The 13788-nt window shown below is 70.7% G+C and carries 15 protein-coding genes; 8 read left to right on the forward strand and 7 right to left on the reverse strand.

What is annotated here, in order from left to right; genetic code table 11:
- Positions 1–158: 158 nt before the first annotated feature.
- Together C8K30_RS25520 and trpD are read left to right on the forward strand one after the other, a co-directional pair.
- Complete coding sequence (locus C8K30_RS25520) at positions 159–608, forward strand: response regulator transcription factor (RefSeq protein ID WP_108495699.1); 450 nt, start codon at positions 159–161, stop codon at positions 606–608.
- Positions 605–1654, forward strand: a complete 1050-nt coding sequence (gene trpD / locus C8K30_RS25525) for an anthranilate phosphoribosyltransferase (protein WP_108495700.1) — start codon at positions 605–607, stop codon at positions 1652–1654. Before C8K30_RS25520 ends, trpD begins: the two co-directional genes overlap by 4 nt.
- A 20-nt stretch (positions 1655–1674) precedes the next feature.
- Here trpD and C8K30_RS25530 read toward each other — a convergent pair whose 3' ends face one another.
- From C8K30_RS25530 to coxB, 4 genes are all read right to left on the reverse strand, one after another.
- Positions 1675–2526, reverse strand: coding sequence for a hypothetical protein (locus C8K30_RS25530; RefSeq protein WP_146197597.1), 852 nt, complete (start codon positions 2524–2526; stop codon positions 1675–1677).
- A gap of 200 nt (positions 2527–2726) precedes the next feature.
- A complete protein-coding gene (locus tag C8K30_RS25535) occupies positions 2727–3128 on the reverse strand; it encodes a cytochrome c oxidase subunit 4 (protein WP_108495702.1) in 402 nt (133 codons plus the stop codon).
- Positions 3125–4855 carry a cytochrome c oxidase subunit I gene (ctaD, locus tag C8K30_RS25540; RefSeq protein WP_108495703.1) on the reverse strand — a complete coding sequence of 577 codons (1731 nt, stop codon included), beginning with the start codon at positions 4853–4855 and terminating at the stop codon, positions 3125–3127. The genes C8K30_RS25535 and ctaD overlap by 4 nt, the downstream gene beginning before the upstream one ends.
- Entirely contained in the window at positions 4855–5766 is a 912-nt protein-coding gene (coxB, locus tag C8K30_RS25545) for a cytochrome c oxidase subunit II (RefSeq protein ID WP_199230698.1), read from the reverse strand. Before coxB ends, ctaD begins: the two co-directional genes overlap by 1 nt.
- 341 nt (positions 5767–6107) lie before the next feature.
- On the opposite strand from coxB, the gene C8K30_RS25550 reads away from it, so the two are divergent.
- Positions 6108–7271 (forward strand): cysteine desulfurase family protein, encoded by a 1164-nt coding sequence (locus tag C8K30_RS25550; protein ID WP_108495704.1) that lies wholly within the window; start codon positions 6108–6110, stop codon positions 7269–7271.
- Between the two features lie 146 nt (positions 7272–7417).
- Positions 7418–7675: a sulfurtransferase TusA family protein gene (locus C8K30_RS25555; RefSeq protein ID WP_108495705.1), complete on the forward strand. Its 258-nt coding sequence runs from the start codon at positions 7418–7420 to the stop codon at positions 7673–7675.
- Between the two features lie 240 nt (positions 7676–7915).
- On the opposite strand, the gene erpA is transcribed toward C8K30_RS25555, so the two are convergent.
- On the reverse strand, positions 7916–8269 hold the full coding sequence (erpA, locus tag C8K30_RS25560; RefSeq protein WP_108495706.1) for an iron-sulfur cluster insertion protein ErpA: 354 nt from the start codon (positions 8267–8269) through the stop codon (positions 7916–7918).
- 141 nt (positions 8270–8410) lie between these two features.
- Positions 8411–8995, reverse strand: coding sequence for a hypothetical protein (locus C8K30_RS25565; RefSeq protein WP_108495707.1), 585 nt, complete (start codon positions 8993–8995; stop codon positions 8411–8413).
- 37 nt (positions 8996–9032) lie between these two features.
- On the opposite strand from C8K30_RS25565, the gene nadA reads away from it, so the two are divergent.
- From nadA to C8K30_RS25580, 3 genes are read left to right on the forward strand one after another with little or no spacing between them, the layout of a single operon-like run.
- Positions 9033–10247 (forward strand): quinolinate synthase NadA, encoded by a 1215-nt coding sequence (gene nadA, locus C8K30_RS25570; protein WP_108495708.1) that lies wholly within the window; start codon positions 9033–9035, stop codon positions 10245–10247.
- A gap of 15 nt (positions 10248–10262) precedes the next feature.
- Positions 10263–10853, forward strand: a complete 591-nt coding sequence (locus tag C8K30_RS25575; protein ID WP_108495709.1) for a DJ-1/PfpI family protein — start codon at positions 10263–10265, stop codon at positions 10851–10853.
- A gap of 60 nt (positions 10854–10913) precedes the next feature.
- Positions 10914–11462 (forward strand): acyl-CoA thioesterase, encoded by a 549-nt coding sequence (locus C8K30_RS25580; protein WP_369941224.1) that lies wholly within the window; start codon positions 10914–10916, stop codon positions 11460–11462.
- Positions 11463–11553: 91 nt separating this feature from the next.
- Here the strand turns inward: C8K30_RS25580 and C8K30_RS25585 are convergent, their stop codons facing one another.
- A complete protein-coding gene (locus C8K30_RS25585; RefSeq protein WP_108495711.1) occupies positions 11554–12933 on the reverse strand; it encodes a dipeptidase in 1380 nt (459 codons plus the stop codon).
- A 57-nt stretch (positions 12934–12990) separates the two neighbouring features.
- Here C8K30_RS25585 and C8K30_RS25590 point away from each other — a divergent pair, with 57 nt between their 5' ends.
- Positions 12991–13611, forward strand: a complete 621-nt coding sequence (locus C8K30_RS25590) for a DUF3043 domain-containing protein (protein ID WP_233257447.1) — start codon at positions 12991–12993, stop codon at positions 13609–13611.
- Positions 13612–13788 lie beyond the last annotated feature (177 nt).

A 13788-nucleotide genomic window follows, 5' to 3' on the forward strand; every position in this document is an offset into this window, starting at 1 on the left:
CCCGAACGCCGAAGCGCCAGCGACGCTCGCGTGGAATCTCACAAAGTCCTTTCAACGCGCTACCTGCGGCGTCTCTTGCTGACGCGATTCCACAGAGTGCCATGAAAAGGGCGTGGACAAATCTGCCGTGAGAGCGGGGTCTGTGCCACGATCGAGGCATGACCGGCATGACGACGGATGTGACCAGTGCAGGCACGAGCGGTGTGGCGACGTCGAGCCCGCGAGTCCTCCTGTACAGCGACGACCGCACGGTGCGTGAGCAGGTGCGACTCGCCGTCGGCCCGCGCCTGCACGCAGGCGCGCCCGACATCGCGTGGACCGAGGCCGCCACCCCTGCCGCAGTGGTGGACAAGGCCGACAACGAGACGTGGGACCTGCTCGTCCTCGACGGCGAGGCCGACCAGGCCGGCGGCATGGGCCTGTGCCGCCAGCTCAAGAACGAGGTCTACGAGTGCCCGCCGGTACTCATCCTCACGGGCCGCCCGGAGGACGCCTGGCTCGCCTCCTGGTCCCTGGCCGACGGCGTGGTGTCCCGCCCGCTCGACGCCATCAAGGTGCAGGAGGCCGTCGCGGAGCTCCTTACTGCCTCCCGGGTGGGTACCGCGTGAATCTCGAGGCACCGACGTGGTCCGGCCTGCTCGCCGGGCTGATCTCCGGCGACGACCTGAGCCAGGAGGAAGCCACCTGGGCGATGGACCGGGTGATGACCGGTGAGGTCTCCCCCGTCCAGCTTGCCGGGTTCCTCGTGGCGCTGCGCGCCAAGGGCGAGACCGTCGACGAGCTCGCGGGCCTGACGGCCTCGATGGTCGAGCACGCGACCCGCATCGACGTGCCCGGCCCGTCCGTGGACATCGTCGGCACCGGCGGCGACCGCGCGCACACCGTGAACATCTCCACGATGGCGTCCGTGGTCATCGCGGGCGCGGGCCTGCGCGTGGTGAAGCACGGCAACCGGGCGGCCTCGTCGTCGTCGGGAAGCGCGGACGTGCTGGAGGAGCTCGGGATCCGGCTGGACCACACGCCGGAGCGCGTGGCGCAGATCGCGCGCGAGGCGGGCATCACCTTCTGCTTCGCCATGGTGTTCCACCCGTCCATGCGGCACGCGGGCGTGGCCCGCAAGGAGCTGGGCGTGCCGACGGTCTTCAACTTCCTGGGCCCGCTGACAAACCCGGCTCAGCCGCGCGCCGCCGCCGTCGGCTGCGCCGACGCGCGGATGGCGCCGCTGATGGCGGGCGTCTTCGCCGAGCGCGGCAAGTCCGCGCTCGTGTTCCGCGGGGACGAAGGCCTGGACGAGCTCGCCGCGACCGCTGGCGCCACAGTGTGGGAGGTGTCCGACGGCGCGGTCACCGAGCACCGCCTCGACCCGGCCGCCGACCTGGGGCTCACGCGTATCAAGGTCGAGGACCTGCGCGGCCAGGACGCGGCCTACAACGCGAGCGTCGCCCGGGCGGTCTTCGCCGGCGAGGGCGGCCCGGTTCGCGAGACGGTGCTGCTCAACGCCGCGTCCGGCCTGGTGGCCGACGGCACGCTGCCCGGCACCGGCTCGGGCACTCTCGTGGAGCGCCTCACCGCCGGGATCGACCTCGCGGCCCAGGCCGTGGACTCCGGCGCGGCGCAGGCGACACTGGAGCGCTGGGCCGAGGCCGCGAGGTAGGCACACGGGGACGACCGCCGTCAGCCGGGCATACCCTCCATCAGTTCGTCGATACCGATGAGCTGGTCGCCAGTCGGTGCGACGACGTCGACGGACTCACCCCACCGCGAGAAGATCCCGGTCACTACGATCTCCTGGTTTCCGGCGCCCAGCTTGGTCACCATCTTGTGTGGCAGGTTCTCCCCGTCCACGTTGTAGATGACCTCCATGTCACCGAGCTTCGCGAGCTCCTTCTCCGGGATCCCCTCGGTCTGCGGGCCGGTCGCCTTGGCCGGATCGACGACCAGTGTGTAGACGTCGGTCTCGACACCGTCGACCGTCTCGGTACCGGTCTTCTCGAAAGACGTGATGGCGCCTTCCATGCCGTTCAGCTGCGCGGTGGGATCCATGTCCTCCATGCTGGGGCGCACGATCTCCCCCATACCCGCGAAGAGCGCTGCCATGGGATGGTCGCTCTTGCCCGCCTCGGTCATGCTGAGGTACTTGCCGGACGTCATCTCTCCCATGGCCAGGTAGAGCTCGCCGTCGACCACGACCATGTCGGTGGTCTCGCCTTCGATGGTCATCTGCATCGCCATCGCCGGGTTCTCCGGGTCGCTCAGGTCGACGTCCGCCTCCATGGGCGCGCCCGCAAGGCCGGCTGCTTCCGCTCCCGCACCTGAGTAGGTCATGGAGAAGTGAGCCGTTCGCGCTGCGCTCTGCGCTCCCGACAGCTCTTCGACGAACGAGGCCTGGGTCAGCTCTACCGGCGCCTCCGCCAACGGCGTCGAGTCGGCCTTCTCGGTCGAACCGGCGGGGGACGTCCCACAGCCGCTCATACCCAGGGCGAGCACGCCCGCCGCGGCCAGAGCGACCATCTTCGAGTAACGCACTGTTGCCTTCCTGCCCGCTCCCCCGGCTGACGCACACTCTGCGCCCGGAAGCCGGTCAGCGAACGTTCGATCTCACCACGGCCGGTTCACAGCGCCCTTACCGGCAGCGGGTGAACCCCGGGTGAAACAAACGAGCCCGACGTCGGGGCGCTCCTCACGAGAAGGCGCACCCCGACGTCGGGCAGCGAAGGCAGATTGACTCAGTGGGAGTGGATGCCCCGCGAGTACTCGAACACCCAGCCCACCAGCGCGATGACCGCCGCGCAGAAGCCGATGTAGAGCACCCACCAGCCCACGGCCAGGCCGAGGAAGGAGATCGCGGCGGACGCGGCGATCGCAAGCGGCCACCAGCTCCAGGGCGCGTACACGCCCTGGTCACCCGCGGCGTCCTCGATGTTGCCGTTCGGGTCGTCCTCGGGGCGGGCATCGATGCGCCGGGCCGTCAGGGCCAGGTACGCACCGATCATCGCCACCAGCATGCCGACGAGCGGCATGCCCAGGTAGCCGACGGGCTCGGTCCAGTCCGTCATGAAGCCGTAGACGATCCCGGCCCCGACGAAGATGGGCGTGCCCCAGAGGAACAGCCGGCTCTCGATCTTCACTTGCTGGTCCCCTCGTCGGCGATCTGGGTCGTGGTCTGAGCGGCCAGCGCCGGCTTCGGGTACAGGTCCGGGTGCTCCATCGCGGCGACCTCGGGGTGGTGCAGGTCGAACGCCGGCGACTCCGAGCGGATCCGCGGGAGCGAGGAGAAGTTGTGCCGCGGCGGCGGGCAGGACGTGGCCCACTCCAGGGAGCGGCCGTAGCCCCACGGGTCGTCGACAGTGACCCTGGGCGCCTTGCGCCAGGTGATGTACACGTTCCAGAGGAACGGCAGGGTGGACGCCGCGAGGATGAACGCACCGACCGTGGAGACCTGGTTCTCCCAGGTGAAGCCCTCCTGCGGCATGTAGTCCGCGTAACGGCGCGGCATGCCCTCGACACCCAGCCAGTGCTGGATCAGGAACGTGGTGTGGAAGCCGACGAAGAGCATCCAGAAGTGCACCTTGCCCAGGCGCTCCGACAGCATGCGGCCGGTCATCTTCGGCCACCAGAAGTAGAAGCCGGCGAACATCGCGAACACGACGGTGCCGAACACCACGTAGTGGAAGTGCGCGACCACGAAGTACGAGTCGGACAGCTGGAAGTCCAGGGCGGGGCTCGACAGAATGATGCCGGTCAGGCCGCCGAAGAGGAACGTCACGAGGAAGCCGATGGACCAGAGCATCGGCGTCTCGAAGGTGAGCTTCCCTCGCCACATCGTGCCGATCCAGTTGAAGAACTTCACACCGGTCGGCACCGCGATGAGCATCGTCATGAAGGCGAAGAACGGCAGCATGACCGCGCCGGTCACGTACATGTGGTGCGCCCACACCGTCACCGACAGCGCGGCGATCGCGATGGTCGCGTACACGAGGCCCGTGTAGCCGAAGATCGGCTTGCGGCTGAACACCGGCAGGATCTCGGACACGATGCCGAAGAACGGCAGCGCGATGATGTACACCTCGGGGTGCCCGAAGAACCAGAACAGGTGCTGCCAGAGGATGGCGCCGCCGTTCTCCGGGTTGAAGATCTGCGCGTCGAGGCGCCGGTCGGCGCCGAGCGCGAACAGGGCAGCGGCCAGGGGCGGGAACGCCATCAGGACCAGCAGACTGGTGACCAGCGTGTTCCACGTGAAGATCGGCATCCGGAACATGGTCATGCCCGGCGCGCGCATCGTGATGATCGTGGTGACGAAGTTGACCGCACCGAGGATCGTTCCGAAACCCGCCAACGCGAGGCCGAACACCCAGAGGTCTCCCCCGAGCCCTGGACTGTACGTGGTGGTCGACAGCGGCGCGTAGGCGAACCAGCCGAACGAGGCGGCGCCCTGCGGCGTGAGGAACCCTGCGGTGACCATGAGGCCGCCGAACAGGAACAGCCAGTAGGCGAACATGTTCAGGCGGGGGAACGCGACGTCGGGCGCGCCGATCTGGAGCGGCATGATCACGTTCGCGAAGCCCGCGAAGAGCGGGGTGGCGAACAGCAGCAGCATCACGGTGCCGTGCATCGTGAAGAGCTGGTTGTACTGCTCCTTGCTCTGCACGAGCTGGATGCCGGGCTCGAAGAGCTCGGCCCGGATCAGCAGGGCCATCAGGCCGCCGATGCAGAAGAACAGGAACGACGTGATCAGGTAGAGGTACCCGATCGTCTTGTGATCAGTGGACGTTATCCACTTGATGACGGTCCGGCCGAGCGTCTGCCGCCCGGGTGCCAGCCCCGGGATCAGCTCGGTCGTTGTCGCTGCGGCCATCAGTGCCCAGCCTCCTCTTCCTCAGTATCCACCGGGCCCTGTGTGCGCACCAGGTCCAGACCGAGCGAGCCGGTCTGCCCCTTCGCGGCCAGCTCCGCCATGTGGGCGTCGTACTCCTCGGCGGACACGACCTTCACGTTGAAGAGCATGCCGGAGTGGAACTCGCCGCAGAGCTCGGCGCACTTGCCGGCGTACGTGCCCTCGCGGGTCGGCGTCACCTGGAACGTGTTGGTCCGGTGCGGGATCATGTCCTGCTTGTACAGGAACGCAGGGATCCAGAACGAGTGGATGACGTCGCGCGAGTCGAGCGTGAACTCCACCGTCTCGTTCACCGGCAGGTAGAGCGTCGGGAAGGACGTCGAGGTGCCGACGGCGCCGTCGAGCTCGTCCTCCGCGGTCACGCTGCCGGGGTCCGCCTCGTGCTCGCCGTAGTCGTAGACGTCGGCGTCGAGGTAGTTGAAGTCCCAGCTCCACTGCTTGCCCACGACCTGGATGTGCTCGGTCGCGGTGCCGTCGACGGTCTTGATCGCCGTGACGTCCCGGTCGGTGTACCAGAACAGCACCAGCACCATGATGAGTGGCACGGCCGTGTACATGAGCTCGAGCGGCAGGTGGTAGCGCGTCTGGATCGGGAGCTGGTGGTCGTCCTTGCGCTTGCGGTAGGCCGCGATGCACCACAGGATCAGGCCCCACGTCACGATGCCCACCAGGAGGGCCGCGATCCACGAGCCCACCCAAAGATCGGTGATGCGCGCGGTCTGGTTCGTCACCTCCCCGTCGCTGTAGCCGGGCAGGTATCCGCGCTGGACGGATTCGCTTGCGCAGCCGGTGGCCAGCACTGCGACGGCGACGGCGAGAGCCGACGCACGCAGGATGGCCCGCCGGGTGCGGGTAGGTGACTTCGAGTGCAAGGGAGGCCTTTCACGTCTCGTCCGGCGCGTCGCACCGGTTTCCTCCCGAGCTCCACGCAGAACCTTCGTCCTCGATGGGATGCAGCCTAGCGCGCCCCGGGGCCTGATGATGCCCGGAAGGCGCCCGCGGGAACGTGACGCACTCCGCACCTGGGGCAGCCATCGACGCTGTTCAGGACACGCACCCAGGTCGTGTCAGAACGATCACCGCGCCGGACCGGTACGCACGGTGCGAGGATCAGGTGGACGACGGCGGCAGCACGCCGCACGCCGCCGTAGGAGCCCCTGATCGGACCCCGACGGAGCACCACACGAGCCAGGACACAGGAGCAGGAGGACGTGTGACCCACGCCACCCCGGGTACTCCCGATCGGGTCTACCTCGACAACGGCGGGCGCGCCCCGTGGCACCCGCTCGCCCGGCAGGCGTTCGAGCAGGCCCTCGCCGACGGGTGGGCCGATCCCCGTCGCCTGCACGCCGAGGGCCGGCGCGCCGCCCGCCTGCTCGACGGCGCCCGCGAGGCGATCGCCGCCGTGCTCGGCGCGCGGACCCAGGAGGTCCACTTCACGCCGAGCCACACCGCGTCGCTCCATGCGGCGGTCGCGTCGGCCGCCGCCGCCCGACGGCGCGCCGGCACGACTGTCGTCGCCGGCGCCGTCGAGCGCGCCGCCGTGCTGCATGCCGCCCGGCAGGCGGCCGGCGCCACCGGTGAGCATAAGGACCCGGTCCCGGTAGACCGGCTCGGGCGGGTCGACACCGACGCGATGATCGCCGCCGTCCAGGCTCCCGGCGTCGCACTGGCCGCGCTCCAGCACGCCAACGGTGAGGTGGGCACGGTCCAGCCGGTCGAGGCGGTGCACGACGCCGCCCGCGCGGCCGGCGTCCCCCTCCTGGTCGACGCCGGGGCGAGCGTCGGTCACGTCGCGGTACCCGAGACCTGGGACCTCCTCGCCGCGGACCCGGCCGACTGGGGCGGGCCTGCCGGCGTCGGCGTGCTCGCCGCCCGGCAGCGAGTGCGCACGTCGGCGGTGGGACCCGAGGACGAGGACCCGTGGGCGCCGGGCGGCGTGAGCGTGCCGCTCGCGTTCGCGGCGGCGGTGGCGCTGCAGGCGGTCGAGGCGGACCGCGCGGCGCAGGAGACCCGGCGCCGGGCGCTCGTGGAGCGCGTACGGGCCGCGGCGGCGCGCATCCCGGACGTCGAGGTGGTGGGCGACCCGGACGACCGGCTCCCCCACGTCGCCACGTTCTCGTTCCTCTACGTGGACGGCGAGGCGCTCGTGACGGAGCTGGACCGGTACGGGTTCGCGGTCGGTTCCGGCTCGGCGTGCACCGCGAGCACGCTGGAGCCGTCGCACGTGCTGGCGGCGATGGGCGTGCTCACGCACGGCAACGTGCGGATCGCGCTGGACCGGTCCACCGACGCCGACGAGATCGACCGCTTCTGCGCGGTGCTGCCCGGCGCGGTGGGCCGGGTCCGCGACATGCTCGGGGTGGGCGGCCTCTGACGTCCGGCCGTGTTGGACGTACGGATCGGACCTACGGATCGGACGCACGGATCCGGACGTACGGATCGGACGTACGGATCGGACGCACGAATCCGGCGCACGAATCCGGCGCACGAATCCGACGCACGGTCACTAGAGTGACCCGTGTGTCTGACACGCTGGTGGACGCCCGCGGGCTGCGCTGCCCCCTGCCCGTGATCCGGCTCGCGACGGCCGCGAAGGGCTTGCCCGCCGGCGCGGAGCTGACCGTGCTGTCGACCGACCCCGCCGCCAAGCTCGACGTGCCCGCATGGTGTCGCATGCGCGGCCACGAGCACGTCGGGACCCGCGAGCACCACGCGGAGGCCGGCGACGGGGCCTGGGAGGGCCGGGACGGCTGGGCCGTCACCGTCCGCCTCAACTGACCTCCCCGCGCGACGAGTTCGGTCCGTTGCCTCGAGATCGGTCAATTAATGGACCGATCTCGATGCAACGGACCGACCTCAAGGCAACGGACCGACCTTACGCAGCCGGGCGAAGCACCCAGCCGGGCGAAGCCCCAGCCCAGCGAAGCACACAGCCCAGACCAGGACGACAAACGGGCCGGCCACCGTAAAGGTGACCGGCCCGCCGTCGTACAGCGCCTTATCGACGCAAGACTTCGATCAGGAGAACGACCCGCCGCAGGCGCATGCGCTGCCGGCGTTCGGGTTGTCGATCGTGAAGCCCTGCTGCTCGATGGTGTCCTTGAAGTCGATGGTGGCGCCCTCGAGGTACGGCACGCTCATCTTGTCCACGACGACCTCGACGCCGTCGTAGTCGCGCAGCGCGTCCCCGTCGAGGACCCGCTCGTCGAAGTAGAGCTGGTAGATCAGCCCGGAGCAGCCACCCGGCTGCACCGCGACGCGGAGGCGCAGGTCGTCGCGGCCCTCCTGCTCGAGCAGGCTACGGACCTTGCCCGCGGCGACGTCGGTGACGTTGACGCCGTGGGTCCCGATGTCCGTGGTGGTGTCGGTCATGTCATCTCCCGATCGTGTTCGACATACCGGTAGTCGATGTCTCAGCGGTGCCAACCCATCGGCCGGCCCGTCTGTTCCCGTGTGCCGGTCTGTTTTCAGATCGTACGCCCACGGGACGCGTCCGCCCATCACCGTCCGACATCAGCGCGCCCAGCCCGGCGACCAGGTCCGGGCCACGCGGGCGACGTCGTCGTCGGCCACCTCGTGCACCCCGCTGAGGCCCGCCGTCGACCACTCCCGCCTGCTCACCTCGCTGCGGCCGGTGACCACGACGACCGGGACGGCGTGCGGCGCGGCGGCCGCCGCAGCCTCCACCACCACGCCGCGGTGCAGCCCTTCCCCGTCGAGCAGCGTGACGTACGCCACTACGACGTCGGCGCGCGAGGCGGCCTCGGCCAGCGCGGCGCCCTCGGCGCGCGGCAGGGCGGACGGAGCCGGCCCGGGCGCGGTCGGGCCGGGGTTGGTGGGGCCGGCGGAGTCCGGCCCGACGGCGGCCGGCCGGCCCACCGGGATCGCGGCACCTGCCAGGAGCACGCCGCGACTCTCCCCGTTGCCCGGCCCACCACCGTGCCCGACCGCGGGGCCCGGCCCTCCGGCGGACGCCCCGACGGCGTTCGGCACCCGCACCTCGCGCGCATCGGTGCCGGCGTGGGGCGCGGCGGCACGCCACGCGGAGGCGAGTCGCTCGGCGTCGGGCAGGGTCTCGGCAAGCAGCAGCACGTGCACGAAGGCATCGTGTCACCGCCGAAGTCCGCGTGTCATCATGGACTCTGTGAGCACCCTGCTGGCTGAATACTCCGGCTTCTCAGAGCCCGCCTCGTCCCCGCTGCTGCTGCTCGGTCAGGGGCGTGACCTGGCCTCCGAGCGCGGCGTGGAGTGTATCGGCGAGCTACCCGCGCCGAGCGACCCGGACCTCGTCGAACGGGCCCGTGCCGCGCGGGCCGCGCTCGGCAGCCGCGCGTTCGTGCTGGGGCACCACTACCAGCGCGACGAGGTCATCGACTTCGCCGACGTCACCGGCGACTCCTTCAAGCTCGCGCGCGAGGCGGCCGCCCGCCCCGAGGCCGAGTTCATCCTGTTCTGCGGGGTGCACTTCATGGCCGAGAGCGCGGACATCCTGACCTCGGACGAGCAGCAGGTGGTGCTGCCCGACCTCGCGGCCGGCTGCTCCATGGCGGACATGGCCGCGATCGGCCAGGTCGAGGAGGCCTGGGCCGTGCTGCAGGACGTCGGCATCGCCGACTCCACGATCCCCGTCACCTACATGAACTCGTCGGCCGCCATCAAGGCGTTCACCGGGCGGCACGGCGGCACCGTCTGCACCTCCTCCAACGCGGAGGTCGCGCTCCGCTGGGCGTTCGACCAGGTGGGCGGCATCGACGGCACCGGGAAGGTGCTTTTCCTCCCGGACCAGCACCTGGGCCGGAACACCGCGGTGCTGGAGCTGGCGATGTCCCTCGACGAGTGCGTGGTCTTCGACCCGCGCAAGCCCAACGGCGGGCTCACCGACCAGGAGCTGCGCGACGCCCGGATGATCCTGTGGCGGGGCCACTGCTCGGTGCACGGCCGCTTCTCCGAGAAGAACGTCAGCGACATCCGCGCGGCGGTGCCCGGCGTCAACGTGATGGTGCACCCCGAGTGCAAGCACGAGGTGGTCACGGCCGCCGACTACGTGGGCTCGACCGAGTACATCATCAAGCAGCTCGACGCGGCCGAGCCCGGCTCGTCGTGGGCGATCGGCACCGAGCTGAACCTGGTGCGCCGGGTCGCGGCGGCGCACCCGGACAAGCACGTGCACTACCTCGACTCGACGGTGTGCTTCTGCTCCACCATGAACCGCATCGACCTGCCCCACCTCGTGTGGGCCATGGAGTCGCTCGTGGAGGGCCGCATGGTCAACCGGATCGTCGTGGACGCCGACGACGCCCACTGGGCTCGCGTGGCGCTCGACCAGATGCTGGCTCTTCCCGGAATCTGACGCGGGGTAGCGGGCGTGAGCGGCAACGGCGGGCTGCGCATCGGGATCTTCGTCTTCGACGGGGCGGAGGAGCTCGACGTCGTCGGGCCCTTCGAGGTCGTCGCGGAGTGGGGGCCCCACTCCGAGCTGCGGCCGACCGTGAGCACGTTCTCCTGGGACGGCTCCGGGGTGCGGCTCGCGAAGGGGCTGCGGATCCTGCCGGCGCACGGCGCGGACGACGTCGGGCCGCTGCACGTGCTGGTCTACCCGGGCGGGCTGGGCACCCGGCAGCTGCTGGCCCAGCCCGGCCACCTCGAGTGGCTGCGCCAGATCCGCAAGCAGACCCCGATCATGGCGAGCGTCTGCACGGGCGCCCTGCCGCTCGCGGCCGCCGGCCTGCTGGCGGGGCGGCCTGCGACGACGCACCACGACCACTACGACGAGCTCACCGAGCTGGACCCGAGCATCCTCGTGGACACCGAGGCGCGGTACGTGGACGACGGCGACGTGGTCACCTCTGCGGGTGTGTCGGCGGGCATCGACATGGCGCTGCACCTCGTCGAACGGCTGGAGACGACGGCGGTGGCGCGGTCGGTGCGGAAAGCGATCCAGTTCCCGGCCGGCTGACCCGTCCGGGCCTCGAAACAGGTATCTGATACTGCCGGTTCCCGGTATAACCTTCGATGCATGGCTCGCATGCTCCAGCTCACCTGGACCGGACTCTTCCCCCGCAAGGCCCGCCCCGGACAGACCCTGCTCGACCCGTCGGTCACCCGGATGCGCGTCGGGCCCCTGGACCTCGACTCGTACCTGCACGTCAACAACGGCACGTACCTGCAGATGATGGACGTGGCCCGGAACAACCAGATCGCCGACCTCGGCATGTTCCCGATCGCCAAGAAAAAGGGCTGGGCGCCGGTGGTCGCGGCGTCGACCATGAAGTACCGCCGGTCCCTGCAGCCGTTCGACCGGTTCGAGATCACCACCCGGATCCTGGGCTGGGACGAGCGCGTCTTCTACCTGGAGCAGGTCTTCACGCGGGGCGACAAGCTGTACGCCCGCGGGATCGTGGCCAGCCGGTTCCTGGACCGCAAGGGCAACCGGATCGCGCCGCTCGACGTCGTGCGGGACGCCACAGGCGAGGACCTGCCCTCCCCCGAGCTCCCCGAGGACGTCGCGGCCTGGGCGCGGGCCATCGACGTCGCCCACCGCTCGGACGCCGCCAAGGCGAGCTAGCCCGCCCCTCTTGTTGTGCCGTTCGTTGTGGGCGGGATCGTTGCGCGTACCTGCCCGGTCCGGGCGCAACGATCCCGCCCACAACAAAGGGTCAGAGGCCCTCGGCGACCTTCGTCAGCAGGAGGGCCTCCGCCAGGACGACCTTCTGCAGCTCACCGAGGTGCACCGACTCGTTCGCGCCGTGCGCCCGCGAGTCCGGGTCCTCGACGCCGGTCACGAGGATCGCGGCCGAGGGGAAGACCTCGAGCAGGTCCGCGATGAACGGGATCGACCCGCCCACGCCGACGTCGACCGGCGCGGTGCCCCACGCCTCGGTGAACGCCGCGCGCGCCGCCCGCATGGCAGCGGTGTCGCCCGGAGCGAGGAACGGCTTGCCGGCCTCGCCGGAGCGCCAGGTCACCTGCGCGCCGAACGGCGCGTGCTTCGCGACGTGCGCGGCGAGCGCCGCGTCGGCAGCCGCCGGGTCCTGCCCCGGGGCGAGGCGGACCGAGATCTTCGCGGTGCAGCTCGGCGCGATCGTGTTGGAGGCCTTGGCCACCGAGGTGACGTCCATGCCGATCACGGACAGCGCGGGCTTGCTCCACAGCCGGCCGGAGACGGTGCCGGTGCCGGCGAGCGCCACGCCGCCGAGCAGCGAGGAGTCGGCCCGCAGCGCCGCCTCGTCGTAGTCGACCTGCGGCTCGGGCGCGGTGACCAGGCCTTCGATCGCGACGTCGCCCGCGTCGTCGTGGAACGTCGCGATGAGGCGCGACATCAGGGTGACGGCGTCCAGCACCGGGCCGCCGAACATGCCGGAGTGCACGGCGTGCTCCAGGACCCGCAGCTCGAGGTCGCCGTCGACCAGGCCGCGCAGCGACGTCGTGAGGGCGGGGACGCCCACCTTCCAGTTCGTGGAGTCGGCCACGACGATGACGTCGGCCGCGAGCAGGTCGCGGTGCGCCTCGAGGAACGCGCGGAACGACGGCGACCCGGACTCCTCCTCGCCCTCGAGGAAGACCGTGACACCGACGGGCAGGTCCGCGCCGTCGGGCAGGCCGAGGGCGCGCAGGGCGCCCAGGTGGGCCACGATGCCCGCCTTGTCGTCGGCCGCGCCGCGGCCGAAGAGCCGCTCCCCCACCAGGGTGGGCTCGAAGGGGTCGGTGTCCCAGGTCGCGGGGTCGCCCGGCGGCTGCACGTCGTGGTGCGCGTACAGGAGGACGGTCGGCGCACCCTCGGGCGCGGGCCTGCGCGCGACGACGGCGGGCGCGCCCGGCGTGCCGTCGGGGCGCGGGGCGGACAGGATCTCGACGTCGGGCAGGCCGGCGTCGCGCAGGAGCTGCGCCGTGGCGGCTGCGCTGGCGGCGACGTGCGCCTGGTCGAACGCGGCGGCCGAGACGCTCGGGATGCGCACGAGCGCTTCGAGGTCGGCCTGCAGGGCGGGGAACTGTTCGGCGACGCGGGCGCGGAGGGCCGCGGTTGTATCGGTGGTCACCGCCCCACGTTAACGGCTCGCAGCGGGGCATTGCCGCGGAGCGATTAGGCTGGGGAGGTGTTCTCCCGTAGCAAGACTTCGACACCGGACGGCGTGACCCCCGTCGGCGACTCTCCCGACGAGGTGACGGCCGCGTCCGACGCGACGTCGGGCGGCGCCCCCAAGAAGGGGCGGCCCACGCCCAAGCGCAACGTCGCGCAGGCCGCGAACAAGCGGCCGCTGGTCCCGGACGACCGCAAGGCAGCGCGCAAGGCGCAGCGCGAGAAGTCGCGCATCGACCGGGAGCGGTCCTACCAGGCGATGCAGACCGGCGACGAGAAGTACATGCCGGCCAAGGACAAGGGCCCGGTGCGCCGGTACGTGCGCGACTTCGTGGACGCGCGCTGGAACCTCGGCGAGTTCTTCCTGCCGGTCGCGTTCATCTTCCTGTTCGCGACGTTCTTCACGCAGCAGTACCCGCAGCTCAGCATCGTCGTGATGCTCGGCCTGTACGGGTTCCTGTTCCTGACGATCATCGACGCGTGGCTCATGTGGCGGTCGCTGAAGAAGCGCCTGACCGCCAAGTTCGGCGAGGTCCAGCGCGGCCTCCTGATGTACACGATCACGCGCGCCTACCAGCTGCGCCGGTCGCGGCTGCCGAAGCCGATGAGCAAGAAGCGCGGCAGCTACCCCGAGTAGTTCCGGCTCCCGGGTGCCTCGGACACGACGTCCAGCCCCGGGTGACACAACAAATCCGAGGTCGGTTGCTGCGCGTAGACATTGAGCCTTTCCCGGTAGGCCTCTGGCCTGCGGGAATGAGCGCGGGACTCCGGTACAAAGGGTGTCGTTCCTGACAAGAGCGACAACCAGAACCGG

The sequence above is a fragment of the Promicromonospora sp. AC04 genome, assembly GCF_003058225.1.
Classification (GTDB): domain Bacteria; phylum Actinomycetota; class Actinomycetes; order Actinomycetales; family Cellulomonadaceae; genus Promicromonospora.

Bases quoted from the DNA above. Each gene is read 5' to 3' on its own strand.
- C8K30_RS25520 (WP_108495699.1), top strand. From the start codon at position 159: ATGACCGGCATGACGACGGATGTGACCAGTGCAGGCACGAGCGGTGTG.
- ctaD (WP_108495703.1), bottom strand. From the start codon at position 4,855: ATGGCCGCAGCGACAACGACCGAGCTGATCCCGGGGCTGGCACCCGGG.
- erpA (WP_108495706.1), bottom strand. From the start codon at position 8,269: ATGACCGACACCACCACGGACATCGGGACCCACGGCGTCAACGTCACC.
- nadA (WP_108495708.1), top strand. From the start codon at position 9,033: ATGGACTCTGTGAGCACCCTGCTGGCTGAATACTCCGGCTTCTCAGAG.
- C8K30_RS25580 (WP_369941224.1), top strand. From the start codon at position 10,914: ATGGCTCGCATGCTCCAGCTCACCTGGACCGGACTCTTCCCCCGCAAG.